The following is a 15718-nucleotide window of genomic DNA, read 5'->3' as shown; positions in this document are numbered from 1 at the left end:
CTGTTTCACGGTAGATTCGAGGCGATCAGGTGATTTGCGGCGGATGGGCATGAGATCGATTTCGGGTATTATTTTGCGGCTGACGGTGACTGCTTTCCTCTGCGGCACCTCTGTAGGGCCGGTGGCAGCGCAGGAAGGCACGCCGGCGAAACAGCTTTTTGGCACCGTGAAGCTCCCGAGCATGGCGGAGGCGGAGCCGCTCGGTTTCTATGCGAAGGGCTGCATGTCCGGCGCCGTGGCGCTGCCCACCGACGGACCGACCTGGCAGGCGATGCGCCTCTCGCGCAACCGCCGCTGGGGCAATCCGGCAATGATTTCATTGCTCGAGCGGTTCTCCGGCGATGCCGCAAGGCTCGGCTGGGGTTCCGGCATTCTGGTCGGCGACATTTCCCAGCCGCGCGGCGGTCCGATGCTCACAGGCCACGCCTCACACCAGATCGGCCTCGACGCCGATATCTGGTTCACGCCGAAGCCCGCCCAGCCTCTGAGCCCACAGCAACGCGAAAGCCTGCCGTTTACCTCCATGCTCGACAAGAGCAAGTTCCTGACCGTCGATCCCAGCCGCTGGACCAGCACCCACGCCAAGGTCGTCATGCAGGCGGCGAGCTATCCGCAGGTGGAGCGGGTCTTCGTCAACCCGGCCATCAAGAAGAAGCTTTGCGAAACCTGGACCGGCGATCGAAGCCTGCTCGGCAAGGTCCGGCCGATCTACGGCCATGACGAACATTTCCATATCCGCATCCACTGCCCGGCCGGCGCTACGGCCTGCCAGAGCCAGGCACCGGTCACCAAGGGCGACGGCTGCGACAATTCCCTCGCCTGGTGGTTCAGCAAGGAGCCGTGGGCGCCGCCACCCAAGCCGGACCCGAACAAGAAGCCGGTCAAGCCTCGCCAAGTCATGCTCTCGGATCTGCCGAAAGCCTGTGCAGCCGTGCTTGCCGCCCCCGCGCGCTCCGAAGACGACGCCACCTTTGGCGGCAGCGCCGTGGCCTACACGGCTCAGCCTGCCGCGTCGGCACCGGCAAAGACTATCGAGGCGATCGTCAACGATCCGCCGGCTGCTTCCGACGACATGCCGATCCCGACGCCACGTCCGCTGCAATAGTTCCGGATGAGGCCGGCAATCGAAAACGCCGGTGTCGACGCCACCTTTCCAAGAACGAAGCGGCACGCTAGAACGCGTCACAAATCGATTGAATATCGTTCTGGTGAGGATACCCAATCATGTCGGCCAAGCCCTGCATCGCGCTGATCGCGCACGACCAGAAGAAGGACGACATGGCGGATTTTGCCCGCCATCACCAGGTGGCGCTTTCGCGGTTCCGCATCGTCGCCACCGGCACGACGGGCGGCCGGGTTCAGGATGCCTGCCCCGGCCTCGAAGTGACGCGGCTGAAGAGCGGCCCGCTCGGCGGCGACCAGCAGATCGGCGCGATGATCGCCACCGGCGAGGTCCACATGCTGATCTTCTTCATCGATCCCTTGAGCGCGCTTCCCCACGATGTCGACGTCAAGGCGCTGACGCGGCTTGCAACGGTCTATGACATACCGATGGCGCTCAACCGCGCCACCGCCGAAAAACTCATCGACTTTCAGAAGGACTAAGCTTCCCGATGGCCGATAACATGAAGACAGACAAGCTGCCCTTTCCGATCCTGATCGGTGATATCGGCGGCACCAATGCCCGCTTCTCGATCCTCCTCGACGCCGATGCGGAACCGAAGCCGTTCCCGAACGTGCGCACCGCCGACTACCCGACGATCGATGACGCGATCCAGAAAATCGTGCTCGACAGGAGTTCGGTAAAGCCCCGTTCGGCGATCCTTGCCATCGCGGGGCCGATCGATGGCGACGAGATCGACCTGACCAATTGCGACTGGGTGGTGCGGCCGAAAGGCATGATTGCCGATCTCGGCTTCGAGGACGTGCTGGTCGTCAACGATTTCGAAGCCCAGGCGCTTGCCGTCGCGGCCATGCCCGACGAATACCGCGAGACGCTCGGTGCCAACAGCGAGCCGCATATGGCGTCGCGCGTGGTGCTCGGCCCCGGTACCGGCCTCGGCGTCGCAGGCCTTGTCTATGCGCGGCACATGTGGTTTCCGGTTCCCGGCGAAGGCGGACATGTGGATGTCGGCCCGCGCTCGGAACGGGATTTCGAGATCTTTCCGCACCTCAAGCGCATCGAGGGTCGCGTTTCCGCGGAAGAAATCCTGAGCGGGCGGGGCGTCGTCAACATCTACCAGGCCGTCTGTGCGGCCGACGGTCTGCAGCCGGCGTTTTCCGAACCGGCGGATGTCACGGCCCACGGTCTGAACCGCTCGAATTCCCAGGCCGTCGAAACGCTTTCGCTGTTTGCCACCTATCTCGGCCGGGTCGCCGGCGATATGGCGCTGATCTTCATGGCGCGGGGCGGGGTCTATCTCGCCGGCGGCATTTCGCAGAAGATCGTTCCGGCGCTGAAAGGCCCAGAGTTCCGCGCCGCCTTCGAGGATAAAGCGCCGCATACGGAGCTGATGGGCACTATCCCGACCTTCGTGGTGACCCATCCCCAGGCGGCGCTGGCCGGCCTTGCAAGCTTTGCCCGCACGCCTTCCGCCTACGGCCTTTCCATGGATGGCCGCCGCTGGCAACGTTAGGTGCGGCCCGAGATGATCGTCGCGGGCGAGGCTCGGTTTCCTGGATACGACCTGCAAGAGATGCTTGCGCAGTGCGGAAGCGGCCTTTACGCTCGCCCCGACAAGCTGTAACCGCTCCAAAAGACTGACCGACGAAGCAAGGACTGCGCCGCGCATGACCGCAAATGACATGAAACTCGTGGTGGTTGGTGCTGCAGGCCGGATGGGCCAGGCAATGATCCGGGTCATCCATGAAACAGCAGGCGTGACACTGCACGCGGCCGTTCAGCGCGAGGGTTCGCCGTTCATCGGCAAGGACGCCGGCGAGCTTGCGGGTGTCGGAACTCTTGACGTTCCCGTAACCTCCGATCCGCTGAAGGCTTTTCTCGATGCCGACGGTGTCCTCGATTTCACCACGCCGGCGACCAGCGTCGCCTTCTCGGTCCTCGCCGCGCAGGCACGGATCGTCCATGTGATCGGTACGACCGGCTGCTCGGTCGAGGACGAGGAAAAATTCAAGGCGGCCGGCCGTCATGCGCGCGTCGTCAAGTCCGGCAATATGAGCCTCGGCGTCAATCTGCTCGGTGTGCTCGTCGCGCAGGCGGCGAAGGCCTTGCCGGCCGCCGGCTGGGATATCGAGATCGTCGAAATGCATCACAAGCACAAGGTCGACGCGCCATCCGGAACGGCACTACTGCTCGGCGAAGCCGCAGCGCAAGGCCGAGGCATCGATCTCGCAAGCCAATCCGTTCGGGTGCGCGACGGCCATACGGGCGCCCGTCCGACCGGCACGATCGGGTTTGCGACGCTGCGCGGCGGCTCGGTCGTCGGCGACCATTCCGTCGTGCTTGCCGGCGAAGGCGAGTTGGTGACACTCGCGCACAGCGCGCGCGACCGCTCGATCTTCGCCCGCGGCGCGGTTGCCGCGGCGCTCTGGGCGCGCGACAAGAAGCCCGGCCACTATTCCATGCTCGACGTGCTCGGGCTTTCCTGAAAATCTTCCCGGAGGAATTCATCCCATGAGCGGCACTCTCGTCCTCGTTCGCCACGGCCAGAGCGACTGGAATCTCAAGAACCTTTTCACAGGCTGGCGCGACCCGGATCTGACGCCGCTCGGCGTCCAGGAAGCCGAAGCCGGCGGCGAAGCGCTGGCTGCAACAGGCATCAAGTTCGACATCGCCTTCACCTCGGTGCTGAAGCGCGCCCAGGACACGTTGAAGATCGTCCTCGACAAGGTCGGCCAGCCGGATCTCGAGACGATCCGCGACCAGGCGCTCAACGAGCGCGACTACGGCGATCTTTCCGGCCTCAACAAGGACGATGCGCGCGCCAAGTGGGGTGAGGAGCAGGTGCATATCTGGCGCCGCTCCTACGACATTCCACCGCCGGGCGGCGAAAGCCTGCGCGATACCGGTGCCCGCGTCTGGCCCTATTACATGACGGAAATCCTGCCGCGCGTGCTGCGTGGGGAAAAAGTCCTCGTCGCCGCGCACGGCAATTCGCTTCGCTCGCTGGTGATGGTTCTCGACCGCCTCAGCAAGGAAGAGATTCTCAAGCTCAACCTCGCGACCGGCGTGCCGATGGTCTACACGCTCAAGGCCGACTCGACCGTCGCTTCCAAGGACGTTCTCGGCGACATGTCCGGCGCGCATTGAGCTTTGCCTCCAGAAGATCCATGTGTTACATTGTATTGACAGCGTAACACATGGATTTGAAGATGACTGAGGCCACATTCACGTTCCGCGTCGAGGAAGAGCTGAAAGCCGCGTTCACCGAGGCTGCGAAAGCGGACGATCAGACAAGCGCGCAGTTGTTGCGCAAGTTCATGCGCGACTATATCAAGCAGCAGCAAGAAGCTGCGGATTACGATGTTTGGTTTCGCCAAAAGGTCCAGAAGGCGATAGATTCGGCGAATGCCGGTGACCTTCTTTCCGAAGAAGACGTCGAAACCGAATTCGCTGCCTTACGGGAAGAGGCGCGGAAATCGTCCGCTCAATGAAGCTTCTCTGGACGCCGCAAGCGCGTCGCGATCGCAGAACAATTTTCGATTACATTCGCCTTGAAAATCCGATGGCCGCAGTCGCCATGGACGATCAGTTTGCAATAGCGGCAGGCCAGCTCTCCCGCCATCCCTATTCGGGGCGTCCCGGCCGTGTTTCTGGAACGCGCGAGCTCCTCGCCCATCCCAGCTATCTGATGATCTACGACGTGCGCGAAGGCGCGGTGCGGATTTTAAGCATCATCCATACCGCCCGCCAATGGCCGCCCGAATAGGCGACTTCAATTCTCAATCGTGAATTGCACCATGTCGGCCGGGAAGCGGCTGACGGCGTATTGGATCGGTACGCCTTCCGTATCGGTGTTGAGCGCGCGGGCCACGAGGATGATGGCTCCCGGCGACAGCTGCAGGTCGACGAGATCCGCGCCGTCGGCATGGGTAGCCGTCACTTCCGTCGAGACACGCAGATAATCTGAAATGCCGAGCGTCCGGAATGCAACCGTGATCGAGCCGCTTTTGCTGTAGGCCTCCTCGATGCCGCCGAAACGGTCGGCCGGAAACCAGGTCGTCGAGCGGGAAACCGGGCGGCGATCCGCTTTCCTCAGCGTTTCCAGCCGGATCACCTGTGCACCTTCAGGAATGCACAGCCGGGTCGACAGGTCGACTGTGGCCGGTTCCTGGGCCGAATGCAGCAGCAGGCCTTCCTTTTCCCGAGCCTGGTCGCCGATGCCCTCACTGAACCGGGTGCGCCGCGTGATCGGGAAGTTCAGCCGTTCCTTGCGCTCGATCAGCGTACCGCGCCCCTGTACCGAACGAACGATGCCCTCCTGAGCAAGGGCGGCAAGCGCGCTCCTGACCGTATGGCGATTGACGCCGAACTGCGCGGCCAGCGTGAATTCCGGCGGCACCTTGCCGGTCGCGTCGTAGTCGCCATTGGCGATCGAGGCGCGAATGCGGTCGGCGATCTGCCGCCATAGCGCTACGCCGTTTTGTCGGTGAACGTTTGTCTGCCCGGTATCCATGTCACACGCTTGTTATATCAGAAAGTTAGTAGTACATATAACTTGTATGGTTGTCTATATCAATAGACATTTAGGAGCTTGGCAATGGACCTGGCGAAACAAATCGAGCCGAATGCAGAAATCGCAGCGCGCCGACGCGCCGCTGGGCTTCTTGCGCGCGCGACGACGAGCGAACTGCATGCCGCCTGGGAAAAGCTTCCGGCCAAACCGGAGGTGAAGCCGGTGCGTAGGCCCGAGACCGGACTGGTGATGGTTCGCGGTCGCATCGGCGGCGGCGGCGCACCCTTCAATCTCGGCGAGGCGACGGTGACGCGTGCGACCGTGCTTCTGGCATCCGGCACCGCCGGCCATGCGCAGGCGCTCGGCACCGCGAAGGCGAATGTCCGGCTCGCGGCCATTTTCGACGCACTCTGGCAAGAGGACGGCACGCGCGATTTCGTGGAGGCTACGTTGCTCGGTCCGATCGAGGCCCGCATCGCAACGGAAGATAAACAGAAGGCGGAAGAGACGGCCGCGACCCGCGTCGATTTCTTCACCATGGTACGGGGGGACGACTGATGAACATCAAGACGCAAGCGCTTTCCGGCGGATTTAGAGAACCGGTCTTCGAATCCCAGGACGTGTTCCGCATGCTGATGGACAGCATGGCCCGTCCGGGAACGATCCGTACCGTCAGACCGGATGTCGGCCAGCCGGAACCGCTTGGAGGAGCGGCCGGGGCGATCGCCGTGACGCTCTGCGACCATGAAACGCCCGTGTGGCTAAGCGCCGGGCTTTTCAAATCGGCCGTCGGGGAGTGGATCGGCTTCCACACCGGTGCGCCGATCACCCGCGAGAAGGCCGAGGCCCGCTTCGCCTTTGTGGAGGCCGGGGCAGCGCTTGCCTCGTTCGGCCTCTTCTCGGCCGGCACGCAGGAATATCCCGACCGTTCAACGACGCTGATGATCGAGGTCGCAGCACTTGGCGAAGGCCTGCCGCTGACATTGACGGGTCCTGGCATTCCGCACGCGACCACCGTCATGGTGAAGGGCCTTCCGGAAGTTTTTCTGCGGCTGTGGGCCGACAACCGGGCGCTCTTCCCGCGTGGCGTCGATGTCATCCTGACGGCCGGCAAAAACCTGTTGTGCCTGCCGCGGACAGTCCGCATCGCCACCCAATGAACGGTCGACCGACTTTTTAACCTTGGGGCCGCCGCTTGGGGCCAAACGACCAAACCTTCCCGCATCTTGATGGGATGCCGGTAATGGCCAGGAGAATGAACCATGTATGTTGCCGTCAAGGGTGGCGAGGCCGCCATCAACAATGCTCACAGGCTGCTGGCCGACCGGCGTCGGGGCGATCGCTCGCTTCCCTCCGTCACCATCGAGCAGATCGTCGAGCAGCTGGGCCTCGCCGTAGACCGCGTGATGGCCGAGGCCTCGCTTTATGACCGGGCGCTCGCAGCGCTTGCCATCCGCCAGTCGCGCGGCGACATGATCGAGGCGATCTTCCTGCTGCGGGCCTATCGCACCACGCTGCCGCGCTTCGGCTCCTCCGTTCCGGTCGATACGGCCGCCATGAAGGTCGAGCGGCGCGTTTCGGCGACCTACAAGGACCTGCCGGGCGGCCAGCTTCTCGGAGCAACGTTCGACTATACCCACCGGCTGCTCGATCCTTCTCTGCTCACCGACGAACCGGTCGACGAGCCGGAACGTCGCGACACGCCGGCGGAGCACATCATGCGGGTCTCCGACATTCTCGCCCATGAAGGCCTGATCGAGGCGGACGGCGAGTTTTCCGAGGACCATCAGGCCGGCGACCTAACCCGCGAGCCGATGGAATTTCCGATGAGCCGTGATCTGCGCTTGCAGGCGCTCGCCCGCGGCGACGAGGGTTTCCTGCTGGCGCTCGGTTACTCCACCCAGCGCGGCTACGGCCGCAACCATCCGTTCGTCGGCGAAGTCCGGATCGGGGAAGTGGAAGTCGAGATCGAAGTTGCAGAACTCGGTTTTGCCGTCTCGCTCGGCCGCATCCGGATCACCGAATGCCAGATGGTCAACCAGTTCAAGGGTTCGTCGAAGGCGCCGCCGCAGTTCACCCGCGGTTACGGCCTGGTGTTCGGCCAGAGCGAGCGCAAGGCGATGTCGATGTCGCTGGTCGACCGGGCGCTGCGTGCCGAAGAGCTCGGCGAGGACATCACCGCGCCGGCGCAGGACGAGGAATTCGTGATCTCCCATTCGGACAACGTGCAGGCGACCGGTTTCGTCGAGCACCTGAAGCTGCCGCATTACGTCGACTTCCAGGCCGAGCTGGCGCTTGTGCGCAAGATGCGATCGGACATCGAGACGGCGCGCAATGGCGGCAATGGCCTGCAGGAGGCCGCCGAATGATGCCGGTTCGGCCGCAGTTCGGGGGCGGATCAGTCGCCTCCGCCGCCTCCCCCGTCACCACCTCCGCCGCCATCGCAGGCGCCGCCCGCGTTGGCGCCGTCGCAGCCGCTCCCGTAGCCCCCGACCCCACCGCCCTCGCTGCTCGCGTTGGCCCTGCCGCGGTTTTTCGGCGGCTTGATGACATAAAAGGGAATGATGATCCCGCAGGCGACGAAGGCCGCGAAGACGGCCACGCCCAGCAATCCGTTCGAAGTGATGGCGTCCATGACAGCCTTTCCTTCTAGTTGGTTCATGCAGTCACAGGATACTCCAAGATGACGGACCTCGCCACTTACAACTTCGCCTATCTCGACGAGCAGACGAAGCGGATGATCCGCCGCGCGATCCTCAAGGCGATCGCCATCCCTGGTTACCAGGTGCCCTTCGCGTCGCGCGAAATGCCGATGCCTTATGGCTGGGGCACCGGCGGCGTGCAGGTGACGGCAGCGATCATCGGCCCGCAAGACGTGCTGAAGGTGATCGACCAGGGCGCCGACGACACGACCAATGCGGTCTCGATCCGCGCCTTCTTCCAGAAGGTCGCCAACGTCGCCGTCACCACCCACACCAAGGACGCGACGATCATCCAGACGCGCCACCGCATTCCCGAGCACAAGCTCGCCGAGGGCCAGATCCTCGTCTACCAGGTGCCGATCCCGGAGCCCTTGCGCTTCCTCGAGCCGCGCGAGACCGAGACCCGCAAGATGCATGCGCTCGAAGAATACGGGCTCATGCATGTGAAGCTCTACGAGGATATCGCCCATAACGGCCGGATTTCGAAGACCTATGCCTATCCGGTGAAGGTTGCGGGCCGCTACGTGATGGACCCGTCGCCGACGCCGAAGTTCGACAATCCGAAGATGCACCGCTCGGAGGCGCTGCAGCTGTTCGGCGCCGGCCGCGAAAAACGCATCTACGCGGTGCCGCCCTATACGGACGTCGTCAGCCTCGACTTCGAGGATCATCCGTTCGAAATCCAGACCTTCGACAAACCCTGCGCGCTCTGCGGCGCCGAGAACGTCTATCTCGACGAAGTGGTGCTGGACGACAAGGGCGGCCGCATGTTCGTCTGTTCGGACACTGACAATTGCGAGGACCGCCGCGAACACGGCCATGTCGGCGCCATGCTGGCGCCTGCCAAGGAGGCAGCGGAATGACCGACACCCCTCTTCTCAAAGTCAGCGGCGTCTCGAAATTCTACGGCAGCCGGATCGGCTGCAAGGACGTTTCCTTCGACCTGTGGCCGGGCGAAGTGCTCGCCATCGTCGGAGAGTCGGGCTCCGGCAAGACAACGCTGCTCAACTGCCTGTCGACCCGGCTGATGCCGACGACCGGCAGTGTCGAATACCGGATGCGCGACGGCAATTTCCGCGACCTCTACCACATGAGCGAGGCCGAACGGCGCTTCCTGATGCGCACCGACTGGGGCTTCGTGCACCAGAACCCGGCCGACGGCCTGCGCATGACGGTTTCGGCCGGCGCCAATGTCGGCGAGCGGCTGATGGCCGTCGGTGACCGGCACTACGGCAAGATCCGCGAGACGGCGAGCGACTGGCTGACCCGCGTCGAGATCGGCACCGACCGTATCGACGACCAGCCGCGCGCCTTTTCCGGCGGCATGCGCCAGCGCCTGCAGATCGCCCGCAACCTGGTTACCGGCCCGCGCCTGGTGTTCATGGACGAGCCGACCGGTGGTCTCGACGTCTCGGTCCAGGCCCGCCTGCTCGACCTGGTGCGCGGTCTCGTCAACGATCTCGGCCTGTCGGCGATCGTCGTCACCCATGATCTCGCGGTTGCACGCCTTCTGTCCCATCGGATGATGGTGATGAAGGACGGCCATGTGATCGAACAGGGGCTGACCGACCGGGTGCTCGACGATCCCCGCGAGCCTTATACCCAGCTTCTCGTCTCTTCCATTCTTCAGGTCTGAGGAGAATACCGATGGCCACACCTCTCGTCGTTTCCGAAGTCTTCAAAAGCTTCACCATGCATCTGCGCGACGGCATCAAGCTGCCGGTCGTCAAGGATGTGAATTTTTCCGTCGCAAGCGGCGAATGCGTCGTGCTCGGCGGCCCGTCAGGCATCGGCAAGAGCTCGATCCTGAAGATGCTCTACGGCAACTACGCCGTCGATGCCGGACAGATCCTCGTCGACCACAAGGACCGGATCGTCGATATCGCCCGCGCCGATCCGCGCACGGTGCTCGACGTGCGGCGCCATACGCTCGGCTATGTCAGCCAGTTCCTGCGCACTGTCCCGCGCGTCTCGGCGCTCGACGTGGTCGCCGAACCGCTGGTCGCCCGCGGCATCGCAGCGCCGGAAGCGCGCGACAAGGCGGCCGAGCTCCTGGCCAAGCTCAACCTGCCGCGAGAACTCTGGACCCTGCCGCCCGCCACGTTTTCGGGCGGCGAGCAGCAGCGGGTCAACATTGCCCGCGGTTTCATCACCAGCCACCGCATCCTGCTCCTCGACGAGCCGACCGCGTCGCTCGACGCGGTCAACCGGCGCGTCGTCATGGACATGATCGCGGACAAGAAACAGGAAGGCGTCGCCCTTCTCGGCATCTTCCATGACGAGGAAGTGCGCGAGGCAGTGGCCGACCGCGTTCTCGACGTCTCCCAATTTTCTCCGCGAAAGGCAGTCGCTGCATGAGCGTCAAGGTGGGGCTAGAGCCCGCGATCCACGAAACGGCAAATGTCAGCAATTCCACGCTCGGTCCGTATACGGAGGTTTCCGAGCGCTGCCGCATCAGCGAGGCCGAGATCGGCGCCTATTCCTATATCATGCAGGACGGCTCGATCTGGTGCGCGACGATCGGCAAGTTCGTCAACATGGCGGCCTCGGTGCGCATCAACGCCACCAACCACCCAACCTGGCGGGCGACGCTGCATCATTTCACCTATCGCGCCGCCAGCTACTGGGACGACGCGGAAGACGAGAAGAGCTTCTTCGAATGGCGGCGCGACAATCGCGTCACGATCGGCCATGACGTGTGGATCGGCCATGGCGCCACCGTGCTGCCGGGCGTCACCGTCGGCAACGGTGCGGTGATCGGTGCCGGTGCGGTCGTATCGAAGGACGTGGCGCCCTATACGATCGTCGGTGGCGTGCCGGCAAAGCTCATCCGCGAGCGCTTCACGAAAGCGGTTGGCGAAGCGATGGACCGGCTTGCCTGGTGGGACTGGGATCACTTGAAACTGAGGGCTGCTCTCGACGACTTCCGGACGCTTTCAGCAGAGGAATTCGTGTCCCGTCATGCCAGGTAACGGAAGCGCGGCGGGCGCCTCCGGAATATAATAAAACCGACATAAATCCGACATTCAGACTTCATCAACCATCGCTATCGAGCTCTCAGAAAAAAAGCTGAATTGGCGAGAGAGCATGAAGTTCGAATTGAGGGACATCACCCGCCGTTTCGGCGATCGTATCGCGGTGAGTGCCGTGAACGTCGAGATTCCCCAGGGCCAGATGGTCGGCATCATCGGCCGCTCCGGCGCCGGCAAGTCTACCCTGCTGCGCATGATCAACCGCCTGCAGGAGCCGAGCTCCGGCTCCATCTACTTCAACGGCGCCGAAGTCTCCTCCCTCAAGGGCCGGGCGCTGCGCAACTGGCAGCGCGATTGCGCGATGATCTTCCAGCAGTTCAACCTGGTCCCGCGCCTCGACGTGATGACCAACGTGCTGCTCGGCCGTCTCAATCACCGGTCGACGACGATGAGCCTCCTGAAAATCTTCAGCCGCGACGAGCGCGTCATGGCGATGGCGGCGCTGGAGCGGCTCGGGATCGAACAGACGGCACTGCAGGCGGCCGGAACGCTGTCGGGCGGCCAGCAGCAGCGCGTGGCGATCGCCCGGGCGCTGGTGCAGGCACCGAAAATGATGCTCGCCGACGAGCCGATCGCCTCGCTCGATCCGCTCAACGCCAAGATCGTCATGGATGCCCTGCGCGACATCAACGAGCGCGAAGGCATCACGGTCATCACCAATCTGCACACGCTCGATACGGCCCGCAGCTATTGCGAACGGATCATCGGCATGGCGGGCGGCCGCGTCGTCTTCGACGGCCCGCCGCAGCAGCTCAACGCCAATGCGGTTCGCGAGATCTATGGTTCCGACAAGGATGGCGCCGGGATCGACGAGACCATGACATCGACCAGCCTTGCCCCCGCCCGCCGCGGCGAAGCTCCCGTCGCGATCGACACATCCGGCATGGTGACCGAAGCCGCCGCCATGCGCTGACCTGTTTCCGGCTGCCGACCCGCGGCCGGAAGACTGACGCCCTTTCCGGGTTGACCAACCCAATCACCAAAGGAGACTTCCATGTCTGCATTCCGCAAGATCCTGATGGCGACGATCGCCGTCGCCGCCGTTGCCGGCCAGGCCCACGCCCAGAGCGCACCGGTTCTGCGTATCGGCCTCGACGGCGGCGAAAACGAAGCCGATCAGGTCCGCCGCACCGAATGCGTCAAGCCGGGCCTGATCGCCGCGACCGGCGCTTCGGACGTCAAGCTCTTCCCGTCGCCGAACTACAACGGCGTCATCCAGGGCCTGCTCGGCGGCACGATCGACCTCGCCGTCATGGGCGCGTCCTCCTACGCTTCGATCTACATCAAAGACCCGAACGCCGTTACCCCGGTCCTGACCACCAAGCAGGCCGACGGTTCGACCGGCTACTACTCGATCATGGTTGCCCGCAAGGATTCGGGCATCAAGACGCTCGCCGACGCCAAGGGCAAGAAGATCGGCTTCGCTGATCCGGACTCGACCTCCGGCTACCTCGTGCCGAACGTCGCCCTGCCGAAGGACGTCGGCATGCCGGTCAAGCAGTACTTCTCCGAAACCGGCTTCGGCGGCGGCCATGAGAACCTCGTTCTCGGTATTCTCGACAAGAAGTTCGACGTCGGCACCACCTTCGGCTCCGCCGTCGGCGACTGGGCACAGGGTTACTCATCCGGCAACCTGCACATCATGGTCTCCAAGGGCCTGCTCGACATGGACGACATCGTCCAGGTCTGGAAGTCGCCGCTCATCCCGAACGGCCCGCTGATGGTTTCCAACAAGCTTTCCGACGACATGAAGAAGAAGGTGACCGCCTACTTCGCCGAGCTGCCGAAGAAGGACAAGACTTGCTTCGAGAGCTTCACGGGCGGCGGTTACGTCGACTGGTCGCCGGTCGACCAGAAGTTCTACCAGACCATCATCGACGCTCGTAAGGCTGTCATCGGCGGCTGATCCAACGTCTGATCAATATCTTGGCGGCGGCATCATGACGATGCCGCCGCTCGTTCAACAAGGATACCCAGAATGGCGCACGTGGCCGGACCCGCTCAGTACAGCGGGCTGCAGGAAAGCTCCCGCACCATCCTCGACCATTATCAGCAACAGGTGCGGACCCGGCGGATCTATACCGTCGTCTCCATCGTCGTTTTCCTGATCGTGCTCGGCGCGTCGCTGGATTTCGCCAACGAAGCCAATTCCGGCAAGTTCTTCGAACGCCTTCCTTATCTCTTCGATTTCCTGAAGAGCTTCGTGCCGAACAGCCCGCTGGAAATCTTCCGCGCCATGTTCGACCTGCCGTCGCCCTATGCGGACGGATCGATCAAGTTCGACTATACGAGCGATCGCGTCTGGATCACCGACAGTTTCTATATTCCGAACTTCTTCTACCAGTTGGCGATCACCATCAACATCGCCATCGTTTCGACCATCCTCGGCGCCACCGGCGCCTTCCTTCTCTGCTTCTTCGCCTCCACCAATCTCGTCGGCGCCGGTCTCACGCGCTGGGTGGTGCGACGCATCATGGAAATCCTGCGCGCTTTTCCGGAGATCGTCGTCGCAGGCCTGCTGGCCGCGATCCTGTCGATCGGCCCGATCGCGGCGATCATCGCCGTGTCGATTCACACCATCGGCGCGCTCGGAAAGCTGTTCTTCGAAGTGGTCGAGAATGCCGACATGAAGCCGGACGAAGGCCTGCGCGCGTCTGGTGCCAGCTGGCTGGAGCGCGTCCGCTTCGCGATCCTGCCGCAGGTCCTGCCGAATTTCGTCTCCTACACGCTGCTGCGCACCGAGATCAACGTGCGCGCCTCGACCATTATCGGCGCCGTCGGCGGCGGTGGCATCGGGGAAGTGTTCAGCCTGTCGATCGGACGTGACCACGCCGCCAAGACCTATGCGATCATCATTCTACTTCTGATTACGGTCATCTGCGTCGACCAGTTCTCGGCCTGGCTGCGCCGCCGGCTGATCGGCAAGCAATCGTTCGAATTCGGCCGGGGAGCTGCCTGATGTCCAATCTCGCCGTCAATGCCGCCGATCGCGAACGCCTCCTCGCCGCCTATCCGGAAGTCTTTCACCGCAGCGTCTTGCAGCGCTGGGGCCTGGCGATCGCGGCCGTCGCCGTCTTCGTCTACCTCGCCTTCTGCTTCTCCTTCTTCAACGTCATCCCGACCTTCGTCAACGGCAACTGGGATCGCGCGGCGATCTACCTGCAGGACTGGTATTCATGGCGCGCGCAGCCCCGTCTGCGCTTCCAGAACGGCGAGGCCGTGCCGCAATGGACGAGCCGCGGGCAATATCCGGACGGCGCGGCGATCGACTGGCTGAAGCCGGCCTCCAACGGCGGCTACACGGTGATCTTCGGTAGCGACGACCGGCTTGACGTCACCCCGAGCCAGGTCGACGTCTATCTCGACGGCAAGCTCTATCCCGTCGCGATCAAAGGGGATCGGGCGATACTGCCTGCCGGTGCGCCGGCGCGGATGGTGCAGGACGGCAACAAGGTCAATGTCCGTTTCGGCTTTGCCGGCCAGGCGGAAATCCGCAACAGCCAGGTCTATGTGCAGCGGCGTTTCCTCGGCTGGGCGAATTTCTTCTTCGACACCCAATCGCCGTTCTGGGGCCGCAGCGTCACCGGCGTGGGCGGGCTGATGCTCTTCGGCGAGCGGCTCGACCCGAGCCAGTCCAATGCCTCGCTGGCGCTCGACAACTTCTTGAACAATAGCAGCTGGCAGCATGGCGATATTCTCTCCAAGCTGATGCAGACGCTGGTCATGGCCTTCGTCGGCACGCTGTTCGCCACCCTCATCGCCTTCCCGCTCGCCTTCGTCGCGGCGCGCAACATCACCACAAGCCGGCCGATGAACTGGGGGATGAAGCGCTTTTTCGACTTCCTGCGCTCCATCGACATGCTGATCTGGGCCCTGTTCTTCACCCGCGCCTTCGGGCCGGGGCCGCTCCCCGGGATCGCCGCCATCTTCTTCACGGATACCGGTGCGCTCGGAAAGGTCTATTCGGAAGCGCTGGAGAATGTCGACGACAAGCAGCGCGAGGGCGTCAAGTCGGTGGGGGCCGCGCCGGTCGTCGTGCAGCGTTACGGCGTCGTGCCGCAGGTCCTGCCGATCTTCATCTCGCAATCGCTGTATTTCTGGGAGTCCAACACCCGTTCGGCAACCGCGATCGGCGCTGTCGGCGCGGGCGGTATCGGCCTCAAGCTGCTCGAATCCATGAAGACCAATGCGGATTGGGACAAGGTTGCCTATATGGTCCTGCTGATCCTTCTGGTGGTCTTCGTCTTCGACAATCTCTCCAATGCGCTGCGTTCGCGCGTCATGGGCAAAAAGGGCTCCTGACAGGCCGGATTATCATCATTCTGTCATGGAAATCTTTTAGCCGGGG

20 protein-coding genes are annotated in these 15718 nt (G+C 63.4%); 18 read left to right on the top strand and 2 right to left on the bottom strand.

The genetic code is table 11. The features are described from left to right. Window positions 1-49 precede the first annotated feature (49 nt). The 7 genes from mepA to ACSQ3G_RS21615 all read left to right on the top strand — a co-directional run bounded on the left by mepA (window position 50) and on the right by ACSQ3G_RS21615 (window position 4889). Window positions 50-1105 (top strand): penicillin-insensitive murein endopeptidase, encoded by a 1056-nt coding sequence (gene mepA, locus ACSQ3G_RS21645; RefSeq protein WP_436111490.1) that lies wholly within the window; start codon window positions 50-52, stop codon window positions 1103-1105. A gap of 119 nt (window positions 1106-1224) precedes the next feature. Next, entirely contained in the window at window positions 1225-1605 is a 381-nt protein-coding gene (locus ACSQ3G_RS21640; protein ID WP_105402340.1) for a methylglyoxal synthase, read from the top strand. An 8-nt stretch (window positions 1606-1613) separates the two neighbouring features. Continuing rightward, a complete protein-coding gene (locus tag ACSQ3G_RS21635; protein WP_436111489.1) occupies window positions 1614-2636 on the top strand; it encodes a glucokinase in 1023 nt (340 codons plus the stop codon). A gap of 154 nt (window positions 2637-2790) precedes the next feature. After that, the gene (gene dapB, locus ACSQ3G_RS21630; RefSeq protein WP_436111488.1) at window positions 2791-3609 is read left to right on the top strand and encodes a 4-hydroxy-tetrahydrodipicolinate reductase; all 819 of its coding nucleotides are present in this window, start codon (window positions 2791-2793) and stop codon (window positions 3607-3609) included. Window positions 3610-3634: 25 nt separating this feature from the next. Next, a complete protein-coding gene (locus tag ACSQ3G_RS21625) occupies window positions 3635-4270 on the top strand; it encodes a 2,3-bisphosphoglycerate-dependent phosphoglycerate mutase (RefSeq protein ID WP_436111487.1) in 636 nt (211 codons plus the stop codon). A gap of 50 nt (window positions 4271-4320) precedes the next feature. After that, on the top strand, window positions 4321-4614 hold the full coding sequence (locus ACSQ3G_RS21620; protein WP_436111486.1) for a CopG family ribbon-helix-helix protein: 294 nt from the start codon (window positions 4321-4323) through the stop codon (window positions 4612-4614). Continuing rightward, window positions 4611-4889, top strand: a complete 279-nt coding sequence (locus ACSQ3G_RS21615) for a type II toxin-antitoxin system RelE/ParE family toxin (RefSeq protein ID WP_105438804.1) — start codon at window positions 4611-4613, stop codon at window positions 4887-4889. Before ACSQ3G_RS21620 ends, ACSQ3G_RS21615 begins: the two co-directional genes overlap by 4 nt. Before the next feature lie 6 nt (window positions 4890-4895). Here ACSQ3G_RS21615 and phnF read toward each other — a convergent pair whose 3' ends face one another. After that, entirely contained in the window at window positions 4896-5636 is a 741-nt protein-coding gene (gene phnF, locus ACSQ3G_RS21610; protein WP_436111485.1) for a phosphonate metabolism transcriptional regulator PhnF, read from the bottom strand. 84 nt (window positions 5637-5720) lie between these two features. Between phnF and phnG the strand changes: the two genes are divergently transcribed. The 3 genes from phnG to ACSQ3G_RS21595 all read left to right on the top strand — a co-directional run bounded on the left by phnG (window position 5721) and on the right by ACSQ3G_RS21595 (window position 8005). After that, the gene (gene phnG / locus ACSQ3G_RS21605) at window positions 5721-6194 is read left to right on the top strand and encodes a phosphonate C-P lyase system protein PhnG (RefSeq protein ID WP_436111484.1); all 474 of its coding nucleotides are present in this window, start codon (window positions 5721-5723) and stop codon (window positions 6192-6194) included. After that, a complete protein-coding gene (phnH, locus tag ACSQ3G_RS21600) occupies window positions 6194-6796 on the top strand; it encodes a phosphonate C-P lyase system protein PhnH (RefSeq protein ID WP_436111483.1) in 603 nt (200 codons plus the stop codon). Before phnG ends, phnH begins: the two co-directional genes overlap by 1 nt. A 102-nt stretch (window positions 6797-6898) precedes the next feature. Then, window positions 6899-8005, top strand: a complete 1107-nt coding sequence (locus ACSQ3G_RS21595) for a carbon-phosphorus lyase complex subunit (protein WP_436111482.1) — start codon at window positions 6899-6901, stop codon at window positions 8003-8005. 29 nt (window positions 8006-8034) lie between these two features. On the opposite strand, the gene ACSQ3G_RS21590 is transcribed toward ACSQ3G_RS21595, so the two are convergent. Further along, a complete protein-coding gene (locus tag ACSQ3G_RS21590) occupies window positions 8035-8271 on the bottom strand; it encodes a hypothetical protein (RefSeq protein WP_250809149.1) in 237 nt (78 codons plus the stop codon). Between the two features lie 48 nt (window positions 8272-8319). Here ACSQ3G_RS21590 and ACSQ3G_RS21585 point away from each other — a divergent pair, with 48 nt between their 5' ends. From ACSQ3G_RS21585 to phnE (ACSQ3G_RS21550), 8 genes are all read left to right on the top strand, one after another. Beyond that, the gene (locus ACSQ3G_RS21585) at window positions 8320-9201 is read left to right on the top strand and encodes an alpha-D-ribose 1-methylphosphonate 5-phosphate C-P-lyase PhnJ (RefSeq protein ID WP_046667229.1); all 882 of its coding nucleotides are present in this window, start codon (window positions 8320-8322) and stop codon (window positions 9199-9201) included. Next, window positions 9198-9974 carry a phosphonate C-P lyase system protein PhnK gene (gene phnK / locus ACSQ3G_RS21580; RefSeq protein WP_436111481.1) on the top strand — a complete coding sequence of 259 codons (777 nt, stop codon included), beginning with the start codon at window positions 9198-9200 and terminating at the stop codon, window positions 9972-9974. The genes ACSQ3G_RS21585 and phnK overlap by 4 nt, the downstream gene beginning before the upstream one ends. 11 nt (window positions 9975-9985) lie before the next feature. Further along, entirely contained in the window at window positions 9986-10696 is a 711-nt protein-coding gene (gene phnL / locus ACSQ3G_RS21575) for a phosphonate C-P lyase system protein PhnL (protein WP_436111480.1), read from the top strand. After that, on the top strand, window positions 10693-11310 hold the full coding sequence (locus ACSQ3G_RS21570) for a DapH/DapD/GlmU-related protein (protein WP_436111479.1): 618 nt from the start codon (window positions 10693-10695) through the stop codon (window positions 11308-11310). Before phnL ends, ACSQ3G_RS21570 begins: the two co-directional genes overlap by 4 nt. 115 nt (window positions 11311-11425) lie before the next feature. Then, on the top strand, window positions 11426-12283 hold the full coding sequence (gene phnC, locus ACSQ3G_RS21565) for a phosphonate ABC transporter ATP-binding protein (RefSeq protein WP_105438814.1): 858 nt from the start codon (window positions 11426-11428) through the stop codon (window positions 12281-12283). An 81-nt stretch (window positions 12284-12364) separates the two neighbouring features. Then, entirely contained in the window at window positions 12365-13276 is a 912-nt protein-coding gene (phnD, locus tag ACSQ3G_RS21560) for a phosphonate ABC transporter substrate-binding protein (protein ID WP_436111478.1), read from the top strand. A gap of 72 nt (window positions 13277-13348) precedes the next feature. Then, window positions 13349-14329, top strand: coding sequence for a phosphonate ABC transporter, permease protein PhnE (gene phnE / locus ACSQ3G_RS21555; protein WP_436111477.1), 981 nt, complete (start codon window positions 13349-13351; stop codon window positions 14327-14329). After that, on the top strand, window positions 14329-15672 hold the full coding sequence (gene phnE, locus ACSQ3G_RS21550; RefSeq protein WP_436111476.1) for a phosphonate ABC transporter, permease protein PhnE: 1344 nt from the start codon (window positions 14329-14331) through the stop codon (window positions 15670-15672). Before phnE (ACSQ3G_RS21555) ends, phnE (ACSQ3G_RS21550) begins: the two co-directional genes overlap by 1 nt. Window positions 15673-15718: the final 46 nt, after the last annotated feature.

The sequence above is a fragment of the Neorhizobium tomejilense genome (assembly GCF_964254135.1).
In the GTDB taxonomy this organism is placed as follows: Bacteria; Pseudomonadota; Alphaproteobacteria; order Rhizobiales; family Rhizobiaceae; genus Neorhizobium; species Neorhizobium tomejilense.
The sequence above is the reverse complement of the archived record's forward strand: the minus strand, read 5'-3'. Positions and strand labels throughout refer to the sequence as shown.

Coding starts and splice junctions, on each gene's coding strand:
- ACSQ3G_RS21640 (WP_105402340.1), top strand. CDS start 1,225: ATGTCGGCCAAGCCCTGCATCGCGCTGATCGCGCACGACCAGAAGAAG.
- phnD (WP_436111478.1), top strand. CDS start 12,365: ATGTCTGCATTCCGCAAGATCCTGATGGCGACGATCGCCGTCGCCGCC.
- ACSQ3G_RS21615 (WP_105438804.1), top strand. CDS start 4,611: ATGAAGCTTCTCTGGACGCCGCAAGCGCGTCGCGATCGCAGAACAATT.
- ACSQ3G_RS21635 (WP_436111489.1), top strand. CDS start 1,614: ATGGCCGATAACATGAAGACAGACAAGCTGCCCTTTCCGATCCTGATC.
- ACSQ3G_RS21620 (WP_436111486.1), top strand. CDS start 4,321: ATGGATTTGAAGATGACTGAGGCCACATTCACGTTCCGCGTCGAGGAA.
- ACSQ3G_RS21625 (WP_436111487.1), top strand. CDS start 3,635: ATGAGCGGCACTCTCGTCCTCGTTCGCCACGGCCAGAGCGACTGGAAT.
- ACSQ3G_RS21585 (WP_046667229.1), top strand. CDS start 8,320: ATGACGGACCTCGCCACTTACAACTTCGCCTATCTCGACGAGCAGACG.
- phnC (WP_105438814.1), top strand. CDS start 11,426: ATGAAGTTCGAATTGAGGGACATCACCCGCCGTTTCGGCGATCGTATC.
- mepA (WP_436111490.1), top strand. CDS start 50: ATGAGATCGATTTCGGGTATTATTTTGCGGCTGACGGTGACTGCTTTC.
- phnG (WP_436111484.1), top strand. CDS start 5,721: ATGGACCTGGCGAAACAAATCGAGCCGAATGCAGAAATCGCAGCGCGC.
- phnF (WP_436111485.1), bottom strand. CDS start 5,636: ATGGATACCGGGCAGACAAACGTTCACCGACAAAACGGCGTAGCGCTA.
- phnE (WP_436111477.1), top strand. CDS start 13,349: ATGGCGCACGTGGCCGGACCCGCTCAGTACAGCGGGCTGCAGGAAAGC.
- ACSQ3G_RS21590 (WP_250809149.1), bottom strand. CDS start 8,271: ATGGACGCCATCACTTCGAACGGATTGCTGGGCGTGGCCGTCTTCGCG.
- phnK (WP_436111481.1), top strand. CDS start 9,198: ATGACCGACACCCCTCTTCTCAAAGTCAGCGGCGTCTCGAAATTCTAC.
- ACSQ3G_RS21570 (WP_436111479.1), top strand. CDS start 10,693: ATGAGCGTCAAGGTGGGGCTAGAGCCCGCGATCCACGAAACGGCAAAT.
- dapB (WP_436111488.1), top strand. CDS start 2,791: ATGACCGCAAATGACATGAAACTCGTGGTGGTTGGTGCTGCAGGCCGG.
- ACSQ3G_RS21595 (WP_436111482.1), top strand. CDS start 6,899: ATGTATGTTGCCGTCAAGGGTGGCGAGGCCGCCATCAACAATGCTCAC.
- phnE (WP_436111476.1), top strand. CDS start 14,329: ATGTCCAATCTCGCCGTCAATGCCGCCGATCGCGAACGCCTCCTCGCC.
- phnH (WP_436111483.1), top strand. CDS start 6,194: ATGAACATCAAGACGCAAGCGCTTTCCGGCGGATTTAGAGAACCGGTC.
- phnL (WP_436111480.1), top strand. CDS start 9,986: ATGGCCACACCTCTCGTCGTTTCCGAAGTCTTCAAAAGCTTCACCATG.